Genomic DNA, 206 nt, shown 5'->3' on the forward strand with positions numbered 1-206 from the left:
GGCATCACGGAATTGGAAGCAACATCTTTGGTTTACGCCGCTATGTTTGCAAATGGTGGACACGCGATTGCATATGACATCATGATCCAGGCGGGAGAGCATACAGATGTACTATTTAAGCGTCCAACTACGAGACCAATCCGCCGCGGAGAACTAGTCATGATGGACTATGGTATTCGTGTAAATGATTATGCTTCCGACAATGC

Annotated in this window: 1 protein-coding gene; it reads left to right on the plus strand. The window is 46.6% G+C overall.

What is annotated here, in order from left to right; all coding sequences use genetic code 11:
* A partial coding sequence (locus COJ96_RS25375) for a M24 family metallopeptidase (RefSeq protein WP_142333057.1) occupies window positions 1-206 on the plus strand: 206 nt, incomplete at both ends.

It is taken from the genome of Bacillus sp. AFS073361 (genome assembly GCF_002567005.1).
Classification (GTDB): domain Bacteria; phylum Bacillota; class Bacilli; order Bacillales; family Cytobacillaceae; genus Neobacillus.